Origin of the sequence: Roseovarius halotolerans (genome assembly GCF_900172255.1) — a bacterium.
Lineage (GTDB): Bacteria > Pseudomonadota > Alphaproteobacteria > Rhodobacterales > Rhodobacteraceae > Roseovarius > Roseovarius halotolerans.
On sequence record NZ_FWFU01000003.1, the window covers coordinates 49,047 to 66,288 of the forward strand.

The 17,242-nt window shown below is 66.4% G+C and carries 17 protein-coding genes; 9 read left to right on the forward strand and 8 right to left on the reverse strand.

Annotated features, from left to right (window positions below; translation table 11 throughout):
• Positions 1-19 precede the first annotated feature (19 nt).
• Together ROH8110_RS11255 and ROH8110_RS11260 are read left to right on the forward strand one after the other, a co-directional pair.
• The gene (locus ROH8110_RS11255) at positions 20-970 is read left to right on the forward strand and encodes a radical SAM protein (protein ID WP_085817907.1); all 951 of its coding nucleotides are present in this window, start codon (positions 20-22) and stop codon (positions 968-970) included.
• 42 nt (positions 971-1,012) lie between these two features.
• Complete coding sequence (locus tag ROH8110_RS11260; RefSeq protein ID WP_085817908.1) at positions 1,013-1,702, forward strand: M48 family metallopeptidase; 690 nt, start codon at positions 1,013-1,015, stop codon at positions 1,700-1,702.
• A gap of 88 nt (positions 1,703-1,790) precedes the next feature.
• On the opposite strand, the gene ROH8110_RS11265 is transcribed toward ROH8110_RS11260, so the two are convergent.
• From ROH8110_RS11265 to ROH8110_RS11285, 5 genes are all read right to left on the reverse strand, one after another.
• Positions 1,791-2,336: an RSP_2648 family PIN domain-containing protein gene (locus tag ROH8110_RS11265; RefSeq protein ID WP_085817909.1), complete on the reverse strand. Its 546-nt coding sequence runs from the start codon at positions 2,334-2,336 to the stop codon at positions 1,791-1,793.
• Entirely contained in the window at positions 2,336-3,532 is a 1,197-nt protein-coding gene (locus tag ROH8110_RS11270; protein WP_085817910.1) for an RSP_2647 family RNA methyltransferase, read from the reverse strand. The genes ROH8110_RS11265 and ROH8110_RS11270 overlap by 1 nt, the downstream gene beginning before the upstream one ends.
• A gap of 37 nt (positions 3,533-3,569) precedes the next feature.
• On the reverse strand, positions 3,570-4,223 hold the full coding sequence (locus tag ROH8110_RS11275; RefSeq protein WP_245962839.1) for a DUF6778 family protein: 654 nt from the start codon (positions 4,221-4,223) through the stop codon (positions 3,570-3,572).
• A 127-nt stretch (positions 4,224-4,350) separates the two neighbouring features.
• Positions 4,351-4,620: a hypothetical protein gene (locus ROH8110_RS11280; RefSeq protein ID WP_085817912.1), complete on the reverse strand. Its 270-nt coding sequence runs from the start codon at positions 4,618-4,620 to the stop codon at positions 4,351-4,353.
• Position 4,621: 1 nt separating this feature from the next.
• Positions 4,622-7,420 carry a bifunctional [glutamine synthetase] adenylyltransferase/[glutamine synthetase]-adenylyl-L-tyrosine phosphorylase gene (locus ROH8110_RS11285; protein WP_085817913.1) on the reverse strand — a complete coding sequence of 933 codons (2,799 nt, stop codon included), beginning with the start codon at positions 7,418-7,420 and terminating at the stop codon, positions 4,622-4,624.
• A gap of 83 nt (positions 7,421-7,503) precedes the next feature.
• On the opposite strand from ROH8110_RS11285, the gene ROH8110_RS11290 reads away from it, so the two are divergent.
• The 4 genes from ROH8110_RS11290 to ROH8110_RS11305 all read left to right on the forward strand — a co-directional run bounded on the left by ROH8110_RS11290 (position 7,504) and on the right by ROH8110_RS11305 (position 10,098).
• The gene (locus tag ROH8110_RS11290) at positions 7,504-7,971 is read left to right on the forward strand and encodes a YbaK/EbsC family protein (RefSeq protein WP_085817914.1); all 468 of its coding nucleotides are present in this window, start codon (positions 7,504-7,506) and stop codon (positions 7,969-7,971) included.
• A 241-nt stretch (positions 7,972-8,212) separates the two neighbouring features.
• Positions 8,213-8,674 carry a DUF2852 domain-containing protein gene (locus ROH8110_RS11295; RefSeq protein WP_085817915.1) on the forward strand — a complete coding sequence of 154 codons (462 nt, stop codon included), beginning with the start codon at positions 8,213-8,215 and terminating at the stop codon, positions 8,672-8,674.
• A 63-nt stretch (positions 8,675-8,737) separates the two neighbouring features.
• Positions 8,738-9,187: an RDD family protein gene (locus ROH8110_RS11300; protein ID WP_085818464.1), complete on the forward strand. Its 450-nt coding sequence runs from the start codon at positions 8,738-8,740 to the stop codon at positions 9,185-9,187.
• 80 nt (positions 9,188-9,267) lie between these two features.
• Positions 9,268-10,098 (forward strand): arginyltransferase, encoded by an 831-nt coding sequence (locus tag ROH8110_RS11305; protein ID WP_085817916.1) that lies wholly within the window; start codon positions 9,268-9,270, stop codon positions 10,096-10,098.
• Positions 10,099-10,119: 21 nt separating this feature from the next.
• Here ROH8110_RS11305 and ROH8110_RS11310 read toward each other — a convergent pair whose 3' ends face one another.
• The 3 genes from ROH8110_RS11310 to ROH8110_RS11320 all read right to left on the reverse strand — a co-directional run bounded on the left by ROH8110_RS11310 (position 10,120) and on the right by ROH8110_RS11320 (position 13,127).
• Positions 10,120-11,490 carry an SLC5/6 family protein gene (locus ROH8110_RS11310; protein WP_085818465.1) on the reverse strand — a complete coding sequence of 457 codons (1,371 nt, stop codon included), beginning with the start codon at positions 11,488-11,490 and terminating at the stop codon, positions 10,120-10,122.
• 133 nt (positions 11,491-11,623) lie between these two features.
• On the reverse strand, positions 11,624-12,250 hold the full coding sequence (locus ROH8110_RS11315) for a LysE family translocator (RefSeq protein WP_085817917.1): 627 nt from the start codon (positions 12,248-12,250) through the stop codon (positions 11,624-11,626).
• Between the two features lie 97 nt (positions 12,251-12,347).
• On the reverse strand, positions 12,348-13,127 hold the full coding sequence (locus tag ROH8110_RS11320) for an SDR family oxidoreductase (protein ID WP_085817918.1): 780 nt from the start codon (positions 13,125-13,127) through the stop codon (positions 12,348-12,350).
• Between the two features lie 186 nt (positions 13,128-13,313).
• On the opposite strand from ROH8110_RS11320, the gene ROH8110_RS11325 reads away from it, so the two are divergent.
• The 3 genes from ROH8110_RS11325 (at position 13,314) to ROH8110_RS11335 (ending at position 17,109) form a co-directional block, all read left to right on the forward strand.
• Complete coding sequence (locus ROH8110_RS11325) at positions 13,314-14,327, forward strand: Hint domain-containing protein (RefSeq protein ID WP_085817919.1); 1,014 nt, start codon at positions 13,314-13,316, stop codon at positions 14,325-14,327.
• A gap of 75 nt (positions 14,328-14,402) precedes the next feature.
• Complete coding sequence (locus ROH8110_RS11330; RefSeq protein WP_085818466.1) at positions 14,403-16,010, forward strand: peptide chain release factor 3; 1,608 nt, start codon at positions 14,403-14,405, stop codon at positions 16,008-16,010.
• Between the two features lie 139 nt (positions 16,011-16,149).
• Positions 16,150-17,109, forward strand: a complete 960-nt coding sequence (locus ROH8110_RS11335; RefSeq protein WP_085817920.1) for a glycosyltransferase family 2 protein — start codon at positions 16,150-16,152, stop codon at positions 17,107-17,109.
• Positions 17,110-17,242: the final 133 nt, after the last annotated feature.

The following is a 17,242-nucleotide window of genomic DNA, read 5'->3' on the forward strand; positions in this document are numbered from 1 at the left end:
AATCGAGGACGGTCACGTCATGGATGCCAGCACCCCACCGGCCAATGCCGGGAAATTCCGCGACCCTGCCATCACCGCCGATGGGCAGCCCCGTGCCACGGTGCCCCTGTCGCGCCCCGAGACGCTCTGGTTCAACACCGGCACGCTGTGCAACATCACCTGCGCCAACTGCTATATCGAAAGCTCCCCGCTCAACGACCGTCTGGTCTATATCACCGAAGCCGAGATGCGTGATTTCCTCGACCAGCTCGAAACCCGCCGCTGGCCGGTGCGCGAAATCGGCTTCACCGGCGGCGAACCCTTCATGAACCCCGAGATGATCGCCATGGCCCGCACCGCGCTCGAACGAGGTTTCGAGGTGCTGATCCTCACCAACGCCATGCGCCCGATGATGCGCCCCCATGTTCAGCGCGGCCTCGCCGACCTTGCCGCCACCTGGCGCGACAGCCTCACCCTGCGCATCTCGCTCGACCACTGGTCGCAGCAATATCACGATGCCGAACGCGGCGAGGGCGCGTTCGCGCGCACGCTCGAGGGCATGGCATGGCTGCGCGACACCGGGTTGCGCATGACCGTCGCCGGGCGCAGCACCTGGGGCGAAACCGATGCCGAGGCCCGCGCGGGCTATCGCCGCCTTTACGCCGAACATGGTTTCCTGATCGACGCCGACGACCCGGCGCAGACCGTGATCTTCCCGGAAATGGACGAATCCGTCGAAGTGCCCGAAATCACCACCGCCTGCTGGGACATCCTCGGCAAATCCCCCGACGATGTGATGTGCGCCTCCTCGCGCATGGTGGTGAAACGGCGCGGCGCGGCGCGCCCGGCGGTGCTCTCCTGCACGCTGCTGCCCTACGCGCCCGAATTCGAGATGGGCGAAACCCTGACCGAGGCCGAATCCGACGTCGCCCTCAACCACCCCCATTGCGCCAAGTTCTGCGTGCTCGGCGGGGCCAGCTGCTCTGGCTGATGCGCGCTTGCCCCGGCGCGCGCCCTGCCCCATATATCCTGAATGATCCGTTTCACGCCCATCCTTCTCGCGGTGCTCTACGCCTTCGTCATGTATCGCTTCTCGGTCTGGCGCACCCGGCGCGAGCTGGACGCGCATTCCACCGAACTGGCCGATCCCCGCCTCAAGGCGATGACAGACCGGCTGGCGGCGGCGCTCGACCTGCCCCGCATCCGCGTCAACATCTACGAGATCGACCCCGTGAACGGCCTCGCCGCGCCCGACGGGCGCATCTTCATCACCCGCGGCTTTTACCGCAAGTTCCAGCAGGGCGAAGTCACCGACGGCGAACTCGCCAGCGTCATCGCGCATGAGCTCGGCCATGTCGCGCTCGGCCACAGCCGCCGCCGCATGATCGACTTCTCCGGGCAAAACGCCTTGCGCACGGCGCTCGCGATGATCCTGTCGCGCTTCCTGCCCGGTATCGGCATCTGGATCGCCAATGCGCTCACCTCGCTCCTGGCCGCCCGTCTTTCGCGCGGCGACGAATACGAGGCCGATGAATACGCCGCGGCCCTCCTCACCAAGGCCGGGATCGGCACCGAGGCGCAGAAATCCCTCTTTCGCAAGCTCGAGGCCCTTACCCAGGCCCGCTCCGGCGCCGCGCCCGCCTGGCTCATGAGCCACCCCAAGACCGACGAACGCATCGCCGCCATCGAGAAACTCGAATCCCGCTGGGCGCTCAAGGGCTGATCTCCCAGCCTTCTTCTGTTCTCAAATATCCCGGGGGAGTCGCGCATCGCGCGACGGGGGCAGCGCCCCCATCCCGCTCGCGCAGGGTTCAGCCGCCGCTGACCGCCTTGGCGACGCGCGGCAGCCGCGCCTTCTTCAACAGCGCCCGCATCTCCCATATGCGCCCCGACAGACGGTTCGCCTCGTCCAGCACCTCATCGGCCACCGCCTGCACCAGGTCGGGCTGCGCCCGCCAGATACCGTGCAGGAAACCATCCGGATCGGCGCGGCTCACGCCCTCTTCGGCCAGTATGTTGCGCGGGAAGTCCTTCACATTCAGCGTCACGATCATGTCCGCCGACCCGGCAATCGCCGCCGCAAGCACATGGATATCCGCCGCATCGGGCAACCAGAGGCGCGCCTCGAGCGCCGCCGGGTAAGTCACCTCCGCCTCCGGCCAGGCCGCGTCCAGCAGCGCCGCCTCGGCATGGGCCTGCGCGACGCCCTCGCGCCCCAGCTTCTCGGCCGCGCGCAGCCATTCGCCGATGATGCGCGCCGACCAGAGCGGCGTGAACACCCCACGCGCCGCCACCCCCAGCAACATCTGCCGCATCACCGTGGGATAGATCACGCAGGTATCCAGAACGACCTTCATCACAGCCGAAAGAACAGCGCCTTGAGATAACCGCTCTCGGCCAGGTGCGGATGCAGCGGATGGTCCGGCCCCGCAAAGCCGGTATGGATCAAGGCGCCCTCGCGCCCCGCCCGGCCGATCCCGCGCAGGCTGGCGGTGCGGAACTTCTGCAGATCGACCGCATGCGAACAGGAACAAAGCCCCAGGAACCCGCCCTCGGCCACCAGCGGCGCGGCCATCCGCGCCACCCGCTCATAGGCCCTGAGCCCCGCCTCCAGCGCCTTTTTCGACGGCGCGAAGGCCGGCGGATCGCAGATCACCAGATCAAAGCGCGCGCCCTCTTGCGCCAATTCGCCCAGCACGTCGAACGCATCGCCACGGCGTGTGGCGAAAGACGCCTCAACACCGCTTGCGCACGCCCCCGCCTCGGCCAGCGCCAGCGCCGGGGCCGATCCGTCTACCGCCAGCGCGCTCGTCGCGCCTTCCGCCAGCGCCGCCAGCGAAAAGCCCCCCACATGAGAAAAGACGTCGAGCACCCGCGCGCCCTTCGCCAGACGCGCGCCAAAGGCGTGGTTGGGGCGCTGGTCATAGAACAGGCCGGTCTTCTGCCCGCCCTCGAGGTCCGCCTTGTAGATGGCGCCGTTCATCGGCACATCCACCGGCGCGCCGGGCATGTCGCCGCGCAACACCGCGCTTGCGTCGTCGAGACCCTCCAGCGCCCGCGCCCGTCCGCCCGCGTTCTTCAGCACATTGCGCACACCCGTGACATCGACCAGCGCCTCGGCCAGTTCCTCCAGCAACAGCTCGGCCCAGGCCGCATTGGGCTGGATCACCGCCGTATCGCCGAACCTGTCGATCACGACACCCGGCAGGCCATCCGCCTCGGCATGGACCAGCCGATAATAGGGCGCATCGTAAAGCCGCGCGCGCAGCGCCTGGGCGCGCTCAATGCGGGCGCGCAGCCAGTCGGCCCCGATCACAGCACCGCAATCGCGATCCAGCACGCGGGCCATGATACGCGACTCCGGGTTCACCGCGACCAGCGCCATCGGCTGGCGCTCGCCATCCTCCAGGATCGCGATACTGCCGGGCGTCAGCTTGCGGGTGCGCCGGTCGGTGACCAGCTCATTGTCATAAACCCAAGGAAACCCGTGGCGCACGGTGCGGGCCTGGCCCTTGGGTCTGAGGCGGATAACGGGATAAGGGGACAGCTTCATGCCATCCCCTTAAGCCCTTTGTCGCGCCGCGAAAAGATCAGAGTCGCGTCTTGATCCCGAAGAGCCCGCGCGCCGCCGTCGTCTGGCTGGCCTGTCCGGCCAGTTCCTCGCCGATGACCTGCGCCAGATGCTCGGTGATCCGCACCTTCTGGGTGATGCCCTTGCTCTCGGCCTCCAGCGCGGTCTGACCGCCCAGCGCCTTGAGATTGGCCTTGATCGCGCGCGGCGGCCCATAGGGCGCACCGGTCTCGGGATCGCTCAGCTGCATGACGAAATGCAGCGTATGGCGCCCCCCGACAGTATAGCGCGCCTTTTCCGACAGGGCGTGGAACCGCGTCACCTCGATATTCAGATCGACCGGCACCTGCCCGTGCGGCAATGCATCGACGCCACGCTGCATGGCTGTCTCGAAAATCGCCTTCACCTGCGCATGACGATCGCCAAGCGGGTCCTCGCGCCAGACGATATCCCCGGCGGGCAGGTACATGTTGGCTTCCGAAACCTTCAGTTCCGCAGGCACCGACACCCGGATATTGCGTACATCCACCGAACGCGGCACCGCTGCCGGCTCCGGCATCGCCTCCACACCACCGGGATGGAGCGACGCATTGCGCATCGAGATTTCAGAGGCACCACAGCCGGAAACGACCAGCCCCAGCAGAAGCACCGTGAACATGCGAATAGTAACCATCTCTTCCTCCTGAGCCTTCGACCCATGTTGATTTCGATGGATTATTCATCTGAATTGAGGCCCATTCTTGACCAATCCGGTGCTTTACCGTGGTTGATCGGCGGCGCTGGCGGGGCGCCTGCCCCCCTCAGTCGCGCTGGCGCGCGCGCCAGCCACCGCGGCGGCGCGGGCTTTCACCCGCTTCCAGACCCTCGCGCAGGACCTGCGTCATCGGATGGTCCGGATTGTCAGCGCCATATTGCCCCAGCAGCCGCGTGATCGCTGCGTTCTGGTCCTGATCGTCCGGCAGCGAAAGCGCCCAATCCAGAAAGATCGAGCGGCATTCGGGGCTTTCTATCCCGTCTATGCGATAGGCCTCTCGAATGAGGCCCTTGGAATCCAGCGGGTCGCGTTCCATCTCATTCCTCTCCCTGCGGGGTGCCAAGACCCGCATCAATCGCCGCACCCGCCGCCTCCGCCGCCGCATCGAGATCGGCGCGCAGCTCGGCCATCCTCTCATGCCCGGTCTCGCGCAGCACGAACTGAAGCCCGCCCTCGCCGATCCGCTCGGGATCGAGCGGCCTGTCGCTCAGCAGCTTGGCGGCCTGCAACAGGTTCCAGCAAAGCCGCGCCGCGCGCTCCAGCGCCTCTCCTGCAGCGTCATCCAGCCAGCCGATTGCGACACAGGCCGCCAATCCCGCCTCCAGAGAGCGCCGCGTCTCGCCCGCCATCAGGCTGCCCGCCTGCGCCATCAGTTCGATCTCCTGCAGGCGCCCGCGCCCCAGCTTGGCATCCCAGGGGCCGTCCTGCGGCTTGGCTTCGGCGACGCGGGCGCGCATCGCCGCCACTTCGGGGATCACCTTGTCGCGCGCGCCCTTCTCGGCCAGGATCTCGGCTCGGAACGCCTCCACGTCATTCGCCAGCGCCTCGGGCCCCGCGATCACCCTTGCCCGTGTCAGCGCAAGATGTTCCCAGACCCAGGCATCGTTGCGCTGGTAATCCCGGAATGACTGGAAACTGGCCGCCACCGGCCCCTGATGACCCGACGGGCGCAGCCGCATATCGACCTCGTATAGCTTGCCCTCGGCCATCGGCGCGCTGAGCGCCGTGATCATCGCCTGCGTGAGGCGCGCGTAATAGGGCCGCGTCGCCAACGGCCGCTTGCCCTCGGATCCCTCGACCCCGTCCGCGTCATAGATCACGATCAGGTCGAGGTCGGATTCCGCGTTCAGCCGCTCGGCCCCCAGCGACCCCATGCCCAGAACCACCGCACCGCGCCCCGGTGCGTCCCCGTGTTTCTGCGCGAACTGCGCCATCACCACCGGCCACAAGACCCCGATCACCGCGCCCGCCAGGTCGGCATATTGTGCGCCCGCGCCATCTGCACTCACAAGACCGCGCAGATGATGCACACCGATGCGGAAATGCCATTCCTTCATCCAGCGCCGGGCACTGTCCAGCTTGCGTTCGTAATCGTCCTCGCGTGCGATGCGCTCGCTCAGCGATGCCTCAAGCGCCCCGCGCCCCGGCCATTCGGCAAAGAAATCCCCGGCGATGACCGCATCGAACACCCCAGCATTGCGCGACAGATGCGCCGCCAGCTTGGGCGACGTGCCCGCGATATCGACCAGCAGGTCGACCAGCTGCGGATTGGCCTCGAAAAGCGAAAACACCTGCACCCCGGCCGGCAGCCCGGCAAGGAAGCCGTCAAAGGCCAGAAGCGCCTCGTTCGGCTGCGCCGTGCGCGCAAGCCGCGACAGGATATCGGGCTTCAGCCGCTTGAATATCTCGACCGCCCGCCCCGATCGCAACGCCGGATAACCCGGCCAGCGCGCGATGATCTCCTCGTCAAAGGGCAATTCGCCGATGTCGGGCGCATCGCCCGCGCCCTCTTGGTCCTCGGGCGCAAAGAACCCCTCGATCAGCCGGTGAACCTCGTTCAGCCGCTCCAGCAGCTCGGATTTGAGCGCCCCTGTCTCCAGCCCCATGAAGGCCGCGAGCCGGTCGAACTCATCCTCCGACCCCGGCAGGTCATGGGTCTGCGCATCGCGCAGCATCTGCAACCGGTGCTCGACCTCGCGATGGAACCGGTAATGCGCCGTCAGCACTTCGGCCACATCCTGCGGCACCCATCCCTTGTCCGCCAACCGCGCCAGCCCCTCGACCGTCCCACGCACGCGCAGGTCCGGGTCGCGCCCCCCGGCGATGATCTGCTGGGTCTGGGTAAAGAACTCGATCTCGCGGATGCCTCCGCGCCCCAGCTTCATGTTATGCCCCGGCAACGTCAGCGCACCGCCCAGCCCCTTGTGCTCGCGGATGCGCAGCCGCATGTTGTGGGCGTCCTCGATCGCGGCGAAATCCAGATGCTTGCGCCACACGAAGGGGCGCAGAACCTCGAGAAACTTCTCCCCCGCCTCCAGGTCGCCCGCACAGGGGCGCGCCTTCACATAGGCCGCGCGCTCCCATGTGCGCCCAAGGCTCTCGTAATAGGTCTCCGCCGCCGCCATCGCGAGGCAAACCGGCGTGACGCTGGGATCGGGGCGCAGCCGCAGATCGGTGCGGAACACATAGCCCTCGGCGGTGCGATCATTCAGCATCGCCGCCATCTTGCGGGTCGCGCGCACAAACGAGGCCCGCGCCTCGTGATACTCGCTTTCATCGAACTGGGTCTCGTCGAACAGGCAGATCAGGTCGATATCCGAGCTGTAATTCAGCTCACCCGCCCCCATCTTGCCCATCGCCAGCGCCACCATGCCGCCCGCCCTGTCCAGATCCTCGGCTGATTTTCCCGGCAGCTTGCCGCGCCGGATCTCGGCTCCCACGCAGGCCTTCATCGCCAGATCGCAGGCCAGATCGGCGAAATCCGTCAGCCGCCCGGTCACCTCTTCCAGCGGCCACACCCCCGCCAGGTCCGCCAGCCCGATCAACAGCGCCACCCGCCGCTTGCCCTGCCGCAGGGCATCCGCCAGCGCCTCGGGCGCGGTCTCGCGCAACTCACCTTCCAGCGCCTCCAGCGCCGCCTCCGGCGCCTCCAAAGCGCCTGGCAACCAGTCGCGCTCCTTTTCCGCCAGCGTCTTGAGATAGGGGCTGCATCCCGCCGCCCCCTCCACCAGATCGGCCAGATCATCGCTCAGGGTCGGGAACATTGCGCGCGCGTCCTGCCCCTGCTCGGGGTCATAGGCGCGCGGCAGGCGGGTGATGCGTGACGAGAAATCCATGATCCCACTGATACCGAGGGCTGGGGTCTGGTCAATGCCCGACGCGGTTGAAATAGTGCGATCATCGAACAACAGGAGTCGCCATGAGCAAAAGTCTCGCCCGTGTCCGCCGCGCCCTCATCGAGGCCGGCTGTGACAGCGCACCCGTCGAAGTCGGTCAGGCCACCACCGCACAGATGGCCGCCGATCTTGTCGGCTGCACCATCGACCAGATCGCCAAATCCATCATCTTTCGCGGCGAAATGTCGGGCGAGGCGATCCTGTTCATCACCGCGGGCGGCAACCAGGTCGATGCCGACAGCGCCTCGACCCTTGCGGGCGAACGCCTCGGCAAGGCCGACGCCGCGCTGATCCGCGCGCAGACCGGCTTTGCCATCGGCGGGGTCGCGCCCGTCGGCCACCTCACGCCGCCGCGCGCCTTCTTCGATCCCGCCCTCCTCGCCTTCGATACGATCTGGGCCGCAGCAGGCACCCCGCGCCACGTCTTCCCCATCGCGCCCGCGCTTCTCCTGCGCATCTCCGGCGCGCAAGAGGCCGCGTTTACCGGCTGACGGCCTCTCACCTCCGCGCCACCGCCACCCGCACCGACGCCGTACCGACAGGATGCCGATGTGATGCCGACCGGCATTTTTCGCGCCATTCCGGGCAGTTAAGCGCCGGATACCGGGGCGGTGCGCGAAATAATGTAAAAATCTTTTACATCACCCCTTGCGGAACCGTCCGGCAATCCCGATCTTGGCAATGTGAAAGACATTCACATCAACCCAACCCGAACCGAAAGGGACGTCTTCAATGAGCACTGCCACCTCTTCCTCCTACACCGCCGGGCGTGGCCCGCTCGGGTGGCTCGCCAGCGCCGAAGCCTGGCTTGACGACAAGGGGAAACCCGCCTGGATCATCGCAATGGTCCTTGGCTTCGTCCTGGTATGGCCGGTCGGCCTGGCCCTTCTCGCCTACATGATCTGGAGTGGAAAAATGGGATGCAAATCCAATCGCATGAACCGTGGCCACCGCGCGATGCGGGTCGGGCGCGGCACCGGCAACTCCGCCTTCGACGCCTACCGCGCGGACATGATCGCGCGGCTCGAACAGGAGCAGGCAGATTTCGAATCCTTCCTCCAGCGCCTGCGCGACGCCCGTGACAAGGCCGAGTTCGACGAGTTCATGCAGGACCGCGCCCGCGCCGCCGCCCAGTCCGGCGACAGCCGCGACACCGACGCAGAGTCCGACTCTGCCGCGCGCAGCGGCGCCTGATCGCCACATCCTGCCCGGACCGGGGGTTTCCCGGACCGGGCGCAATCCTGTATGCAGGGTATCATGAGCGAATATAGCTGGCATATCCCCGACCCGGTCACGCAGCCCGAGTTCTACGCTGATGTCACCTCCAAGAGGCTTCTCGCCTGGCTGGTCGATACGGTGCTGATCGTGCTGATCTGCCTTCTGATCCTGCCCTTCACCGCCTTTACCGGGCTGTTCTTCTTTCCGTTCCTCATGCTGGTCGTGGGCTTTGCCTACCGCGTCGCCACCATCGCGCGCGGCTCGGCCACCTGGGGGATGCGGCTGGTGGCGATCGAGTTCCGCCGCCTCGATGGCCAGCGCTTCGACCTCACGATGGCGTTCCTGCACACGCTTGGCTACACGGTCTCCATCGGTATGCCGCTGCTTCAGGTGATCTCGATCGTGCTCATGCTCACCACCGAACGCGCCCAGGGACTCAGCGATCATGTGCTTGGCACCGTCGCCCTGAACCGCCGCGCCATGACCTGACGGCGCAGGCATTGAGCACTTGGCGCGCCCGCTCAAGATTGCTACGCTGAGCGCGACAAAGACAAGACGGTCCTTCCTTCATGCGCCACACGCTGCCCATTGCGCCCCAGTTCTATGTGACGGCCCCGCAAAGCTGCCCCTATCTTGACGGCAGAAAAGAGCGCAAGCTGTTCACCGCCCTTCAGGGCGAAGGCGCGCAACGGCTCAATGACAGCCTCTCCAAACAGGGCTTTCGCCGCTCGCAGAACGTGCTGTACCGCCCTGCCTGCGCCGAATGCTCGGCCTGTCTCTCGGCACGGATCAATATCGACGATTTCACGATGACCCGCAGCCAGCGCAAGACGCTCAAGCGCAATGCGGGGCTTGAACGCCGCGCCACCTCACCCTGGGCGACCGAGGAACAATACGCTCTGTTTCGCCGCTATCTCGAACACCGCCACGCCGATGGCGGCATGGCGGACATGGACACGTTCGAATTCGCCGCCATGATCGAGGAAACCCCGATCCGCACCCGCGTGGTCGAATATACCGATTGCGAGACCGGCGATCTGGTGGCGGTCTGCCTCACGGACGTTCTCGATGACGGGGTCAGCATGGTCTATTCCTTCTACGACCCCGACCGCCCGCGCGATTCCCTCGGCACCTATATCATTCTCGACCATATCGAGATCGCCCGCGAAAACCGCCTGCCGCATGTTTACCTGGGCTATTGGGTGCCCGGCAGCGCCAAGATGGGTTACAAGGCCGCGTTTTCCGGGCTCGAGGTCTATGTGAACGGCGGCTGGGAAAAGAAGCGCGACAGCAGCGAATACAGCGCGCAGCTGCATCCCCTGTCGAACGATCCCATCTCCGAGCAGGTCGCCAATATCGCCCTGCCCGATGGCCGCCCCCTGCGCGCGCTCAAACCCTGACGTCGGCGCTGGTCGCGCCCGTCATGCGCGGCGCGCCATGCCGGACAGGACCGCCGCGAACCCGACGACCAGGACCGCGACGCAGATCACCAGAAGCTGCTCGTATTTGTGCCCCTCCGGCAGGATCGCCTGCATCAGCGCCGTGTCGCGCGCAAAATAGCCAAGCGCCCCCAGCATCGCCGCGGCGAAACTTGCGCCATAGGCCCAGCGCGCCACCGGCCGCCCCATGAACAACCCCACCACCAGAACCGGCGTCAGGAACATGCTGGCGGTGCCGCTCACCGCCACCGCATCGAACAGCGTCTGGTTGCCCCAAAGCGTCAGCACCGTCCCCAGCGCCATGAACACCACCATCGCCAGCCGCCCCCCGGCCAGGCTGCGCGGCGCCAGGTGCAGCTCGTCCACCACCAGCCGCGCCGCCGACGCCAGCGCTGAATCAAGCGTGCTGAGCGCGCTGATCAGCAGCGACACCATCAACGCCCCGAACAGCCACGGCGGAAACATCCCCGCCCATGTGCCCAAAAGCTCTCCCTCATAGTCCGCCCCCAGCAGACCCGCCTGCACGCCGAAAAGACCGAAGGCGATGATGCACAGGGTCGAAATCCAGAACGCATGTCGAAACGCTGCCCGCGTCACCGCCCGATCCGCGATGAACCCGCGATCCATCATCACCGGGTCATGCGCCGGATAAGAGAACACCTGCAGGAACGCCACCAGCAGCAACACCTGCCCTTTCCAGGACCCGCTGGTGCCCGGCGCGCTCAGCACCGCACCGGGATCGAAACCGGGACTGGCCACAAGCGCTACAAAGGCGGCGGCGAAGACCGCAAGGAACACCAGCATCTGCAACACATCCGTGCGCAGCGATGCACTGAGCCCGCCCCAGGCGCTATAGCCAAGGCCCAGAACTGCCACCACCAGGATCGCCGCCGCGTCCGCGCCCGCCATCCCCGGCAGCACCGCGCCGAATATCAGCCCCACCACCAGCAGGTTGGCAAAGACCTCCGACAGCAGCCTGAGCGCGACGACAAGGTTGTAACACCCCACACCCGCCGCGCCGAACCGCGCCACCAGCCAGTCCTGCACCGATCCCGCCCCGCCTGCGCGCAGCCGGTCCACGATCAGCCCGCCGGTCAGGAAAGACCCGTAATATCCCGCATAGGCCAGCACGCCCCAGATCCCGTAGAAATATCCGAGGATCGCGGCGTTCATCAGCGAACGCGCGAAGATCCATGTGGTCACCTGGCTCAGCACCAGCACCCAAAGCCCCGGCGCACGCCCCTCTGCATCGGCCCCGCCAAAGAACCCCGCCACACTGGCGCGGCGCGGCGCGACCGCAAGACTGGCAAGGATCACAAGGCCGAACACGGCCATCAGGGCAAGGGGGTGCATCAGGGGGGTCCATTCCTGCTCGGGATCATTCCCGTTCAGCCATAGCCCGCCCTTCCCTTGGCGCACCAGCCCGCCGCGCCCCTCTCCACGCGAACGTGATGCGGCGCGAGCGACCCGCGCGCGGACCAGAGCGTCAGGCGCGCCGGATCGCGGCGGTCGCAACTCCCATCGCCACAAGGGCACCGCCGCCAAGCCGGGTCAGGAACGGCAGCACATGAGGGCGCGCGATCTTCTGGCGCAGCTTGTCCGCCAGGATCGCATAGCCAAGCGCGTTGATCGCCGCAAAGCCGACAAAGGTCGCGACAAGCACCCCGAATTGCGGGGCCAGTGCCGCATTCGTGTCGATGAACTGCGGGACGAAGGCGATGAAGAACACGATCGACTTGGGATTGAGCGCCGTCACCGCCGCGGAATGCGCAAAGACCTTCCGGGGCGTCGCTGCCGGCGCATCATCCAGAACCCCCAGCGATGCGGCAGGCGCGCTGCGAAACAGCTTGATACCGAGATAGACAAGGTAGATCGCGCCCACCCATTTCAGCACAAGGAAAAGACTGGCCGACGCCAGCACCAGGGCGCCCAGCCCGGCCAGCGACGCGGACATGGCAATGAGGTCGCCCAATGCCACACCCGCGACCGTCGCCAGGGCGACCCGCCGCCCCTGGCTGATCGCATAGCTCAGAACCAGAAGAACGGTCGGCCCCGGAATGAGAAGAAGGGCAATCGAAGCCGAAGCGAATGCAAGCCAGACATGAAGGTCCATTGATACGTATCCCGGTCGGTGATCTCGCACCGATCCAGCTACAGTTCGCCCGGCTTGTAAAGCCCCTCCCGGCCCCGACTGTTCCGCCGGATGACCCCTAAAGCGTCGCGTTGACCCCGCCGCCATCCAGCAGGATGTTCTGACCGATGATGAAGCCCGCATGCTGGCTGCACAGGAACGCGCAGGCCGCGCCGAACTCCTCCTTGGTGCCATAGCGCCCCGCCGGGATGGTGGCGCAGCGCTTCGCCTTGGCCTCATCCATCGACACGCCCTCCTTGTCGGCAACGCCCTTGTCCAGCGCCTCGGCGCGGTCGGTGGCGTGGATGCCGGGCAAGAGGTTGTTGATCGTCACGCCCTTGCCAGCCACCTGGCGCGACGTGCCCGCGACATAGCCGGTCAGCCCCGCGCGCGCCGAATTCGACAGGCCCAGCACCGCGATCGGCGCCTTCACCGATTGCGAGGTGATATTCACGACCCGGCCCCAGCCGCGCTCCATCATCCCCGGCACCAGCGCCTTGATCAGCGCGATCGGGGTCAGCATGTTGGCATCGAGCGCCTTGATGAAATCCTCGCGCTCCCAGTCGGTCCACATGCCCGGCGGCGGCCCGCCCGCATTGTTGACCAGGATATCCACCTCGCCCGCCGCCTTCAGCAGCTCGGCTTGCCCCTCGGCGCTGGTGACGTCACAGGCCACCGTCGTGACATTCACGCCGAAATCGTCGCGGATCGCCTGTGCCGACGCCTCCAGCGCCTCGGCGCCGCGCGCGTTCATCACCAGGTCGGCGCCCGCTTCGGCCAACGCCCTTGCACAGCCCAGCCCCAGCCCCTTCGAGGATGCGCAGACCAATGCGCGCTTGCCCTTGATACCCAGATCCATTCTCGGCCTCCCTTTGATGCCTCTTCGCGATATCCCTTTGCATAGCACCCGCGCCGCCGGAGATGCCAGCGCCGTTGACCACGCCCCTCCGCAGGCCTAGTCTGGCGCGATCCCGTTTTGCGCAACCCCGGCGATCCTTCCGATCCCGTCTGGTGCCCGCGCGCTTTGACCAGTAAGACGCATATCATGACTCAGGACGCCTCGAAGCCCGCCCAATCCATGCCCGTGTTCCGCGCCACCGATCTCAAGGTGGTCAATGGCGCGAATCTGGGCGATCCGATTTCCTTCGCGGGCGATCTCGAACTCGACGACACCTACGAGCTCGACAAGTCCGCCACCCGGCACCGGCTTTCGGTGCTGGCCGACGACTCCGGTGCCTTCACGATCGCGCCCGAAACCTCCATCGGCACGCCCGGCGCGGCACTGCATCTAGATTGCGTCGTGACGCTCATGTCGACCGCCGGCCAGACCACCGAGATCCTCGTGCTCGTCGAAACCGATTCCGGCGGCCACGCCACCGATGTCTATGTTCTGCCGCTGGCGCCGCTCGAACCGCGCACCCATTATGCGCTGGTCGGCATCGACAGCGAGAACGCCCGCCGCAAATTCGCCGAAGTCGCCTGCGTCGCCTTTTCGCGCGGCACCCATATCACGATGGCCTCGGGCATCCAGACTCCGATCGAACAGCTTCGCATCGGCGACATGGTCCTCACCCGCGACGACGGCCCGCAGCAGGTGCGCTGGATCGGCCAGTCGACGGTGCGCGCCGTCGGCGAATTCGCCCCGATCCGCATCAAGGCGGGCACGCTGCACAATGAAAACGACCTGCTCGTCAGCCCCGATCACCGGCTGTTCATCTACCAGCGCTCCGACGCGCTTGGCGCCGGGCGGCCCGAATTGCTGGTGCGCGCGCGCTACCTCGTGAACGGCGACTCCGTCCAGCGCCAGGATGGCGGCTTCATCGATTACTTTCAGCTCCTCTTCGATCACCACCAGATCATCTATGCCGAAGGCATCGCCGCCGAGACGCTGCTGGTCGACACCCGCACCCGCCCCGCCCTGCCCGAAGACCTGCGCGAGGCGCTGGCCCAGTCGCTCTCGGGCCACGGCTCCAGCGCGCATCTCGATTTCGAAGTCAGCGAGAAACTGCTCGACCATCCCGACGCCGCCGCGATCCTGCGCCGCGCCTCGACGCGCTGACCCCTTGCATATGGCCCCGGCCCGCCGCGCACAGGCATGTTGCACCGCCCCGCGCGCGCCTCTATATGCGCCATCATGCTGGATGTGACCCCCAACCGCCCCGATCTGCCGTCCGAAATCGCGCGGCGCCGTACCTTTGCGATCATTTCGCACCCGGACGCGGGCAAGACGACCCTGACCGAGAAGTTCCTGCTTTACGGCGGCGCCATCCAGATGGCCGGACAGGTCCGCGCCAAGGGCGAGGCGCGCCGCACCCGCTCGGATTTCATGCAGATGGAAAAGGATCGCGGCATCTCGGTCTCGGCCTCGGCCATGTCCTTCGATTTCGGCACGTTCCGCTTCAACCTCGTGGACACACCCGGCCACTCGGATTTCTCCGAAGACACCTACCGCACATTGACGGCCGTGGATGCGGCGGTGATGGTGATCGACGGCGCCAAGGGCGTTGAATCCCAGACCCGCAAACTGTTCGAGGTCTGCCGCCTGCGCGATCTGCCGATCCTGACCTTCTGCAACAAGATGGACCGCGAGAGCCGCGACACCTTCGACATCATCGACGAGATTCAGGAAAACCTCGCGATCGACGTGACCCCGGCCAGCTGGCCCATCGGCAAGGGGCGCGATTTCATCGGCTGCTATGACATGCTCAATGACCGGCTGGAGCTGATGGACCGTGCCGACCGCAACAAGGTGGCCGAGTCGATCAAGATCAACGGGCTCGACGATCCCGCGCTGGCCGAACATGTTCCCGCCGAACTGGTCGAACAACTGCGCGAAGAACTTGAGATGGCGCGCGAATTGCTGCCCGAACTCAACCCGCAATCGGTTCTGGAAGGGCATATGACCCCGATCTGGTTCGGCTCGGCGATCAACTCCTTCGGGGTGCGCGAACTGATGGAAGGGATCGGCACCTACGGCCCCGAACCACAGCCCCAATCCGCCCTGCCCCGCCAGATCGCCCCCGACGAGGACAAGGTCACCGGCTTCGTCTTCAAGGTGCAGGCCAACATGGACCCCAAGCACCGCGACCGCGTGGCCTTCCTGCGCATGGCCTCGGGCCATTTCCGGCGCGGCATGAAACTGACCCATGTGCGCTCGAAGAAACCGATGACCATTTCGGCGCCGGTGCTGTTCCTCGCCTCGGATCGCGAACTCGCCGAAGAGGCATGGGCGGGCGACATCATCGGCATCCCCAATCACGGCCAGCTGCGCATCGGCGACACCCTGACTGAAGGCGAGGCCCTGCGCGTCACCGGTATCCCCTCCTTCGCGCCCGAATTGCTGCAATCCTGCCGCGCGGGCGACCCGATGAAGGCCAAGCACCTGGAAAAGGCGCTGATGCAATTCGCCGAGGAAGGTGCCGCGAAGGTGTTCAAACCCGCCTTCGGCTCGGGCTTCATCGTCGGCGTCGTCGGCGCGCTGCAATTCGAGGTGCTGGGCAGCCGGATCGAATTGGAATACGGCCTGCCGGTGCGCTTCGAGGCCTCGCAGTTCACCTCGGCCCGCTGGGTGACTGGGCCGCGCGACAAGGTCGATGCCTTCACCGCCGCGAACAAGGCCCATATCGCCCATGATCACGACGGCGACATCGTTTATCTGACGCGCCTGCAATGGGATATCGACCGCATCGAGCGCGACTATCCCGACGTGACGCTGCAGGCGACCAAGGAAATGATGGTCTGATCCCGCCACGGGGTCAGGGGGCGCTGCCCCCGCCGCGCCAAGGCGCGACTCCCCCGGAGTGTATCTTGCAAGATGAAGCACGGGCGCGGCGCGGCACTTGGCGCTTGCACAAGCCCGCACCACTTCGCATTCTGCGTGCATGAGCCAGCCCAGATGGGGCCTTGTCGCCACGATCAAGGCCGAGACCGCCGATATCCTGAATTTCGCCGCCCATCACCTGGAATTGGGCGCGCATCGCCTGCATATCTATCTCGATGCCCCCAATCCCGAGGCCGAGGCGGCGCTCAGGGCGCATCCCAAATGCCGCGTCACGCTGTGCGACGACGCCTATTGGAAGCGCCGCGGCAAGCGCCCCGAAACCCACCAGCCGCGCCAGTCGATCAACGCCACCCATTGCCTCAACCGCCGCCCGCAGGTGGACTGGCTGGCGCATATCGACGTGGACGAGTTTCTCTGGCCCGCCGCGCCGCTGGAAGGACAGCTTTCCGCCCTGCCCGACACGACCCTGAGCGCGCGCTTCCGCCCGATCGAGGCGATGGCCCCCGACCCCGACGACCCGCCTCCGCCGGGGGCCACCTGGTTCAAGGCCTGTTCGCGCTTTGCCGGTGAACGCCGCGCCCAGACCGCGCGCATCTACCCCACCTACGGCGCGCATCTCAATGGCGGATTCCTCAGCCATGTGGCGGGCAAGGTCTTTGTGCGCACCGGCCTGCCCGATACCGGCCTGCGCATCCACAACGCCTTTCGCGGCAAGGAAAAAGACCCCGACCCCGCGCATCTCGACGCGGTCGAGCTGTGCCACCTGCACGCCCCCGACTGGCCAAGCTGGCAGCGCGCCTATCGCTTCCGCCTGGCGCAGGGCTCGTACCGCGAGGGGCTCAAGCCCCCGCCCGGCGCGATGGGCGAGGCGCTGCCGATGAACGCGCTTTTCTCGATGCTCGAAGCGGAAGGGGGCGAAGCCGCGCTTGCGGCGTTCTTTCACGAGGTCTGCACCGCCACGCCCGATCTGCGCGCCCGCCTTGCCGCCGAAGGACTCTTGCGCGAAATCGCGCTCGATCTCGATGCAAAACGCGCCCGGCATTTCCCGGATCACGCGTGACTGTTGCTATATCGGCGACAATCCCCATATCTGCATCCATATTGGCCACGAAACGCGCCGGTCCATTGACCCGCCCCCCATTCATCCGGTAAACGCAACGCAGGGTCAGAAATGTGACGATCCACGGGGCCGG